The organism is Rhodococcus sp. IEGM 1351 (genome assembly GCF_030056875.1).
Classification (GTDB): Bacteria; Actinomycetota; Actinomycetes; order Mycobacteriales; family Mycobacteriaceae; genus Rhodococcus_F; species Rhodococcus_F opacus.
On sequence record NZ_JASHKU010000206.1, the window covers coordinates 1 to 208 of the forward strand.

Below are 208 nucleotides of genomic sequence, written 5' to 3' on the forward strand. Positions count from 1 at the left end.
TGGACATCCTGGGGCTGGCGGCGTGGAAATTGGGGTGCCGGGGGGGGGTGTCGGGGTGTTTTTTGTTTTTGTGGTGTGGTTTGTGTGGGTTTTTTTGTTTTTTTGTTTTTTGTTGTTTTTATGGGTTTTGGTTTTTTGTTGTTTTTTTTCTTTGGTTTATGTGTTTTGGTTATTTATGTTGTTTTTTATAATTTTATCCTTGCTAAAT

1 protein-coding gene is annotated in these 208 nt (G+C 37.5%); it reads left to right on the plus strand.

The features are described 5' to 3' along the window. Positions 1-208: hypothetical protein (locus QM806_RS42070; protein WP_283295095.1), on the plus strand; the 208-nt coding region annotated here is incomplete at both ends.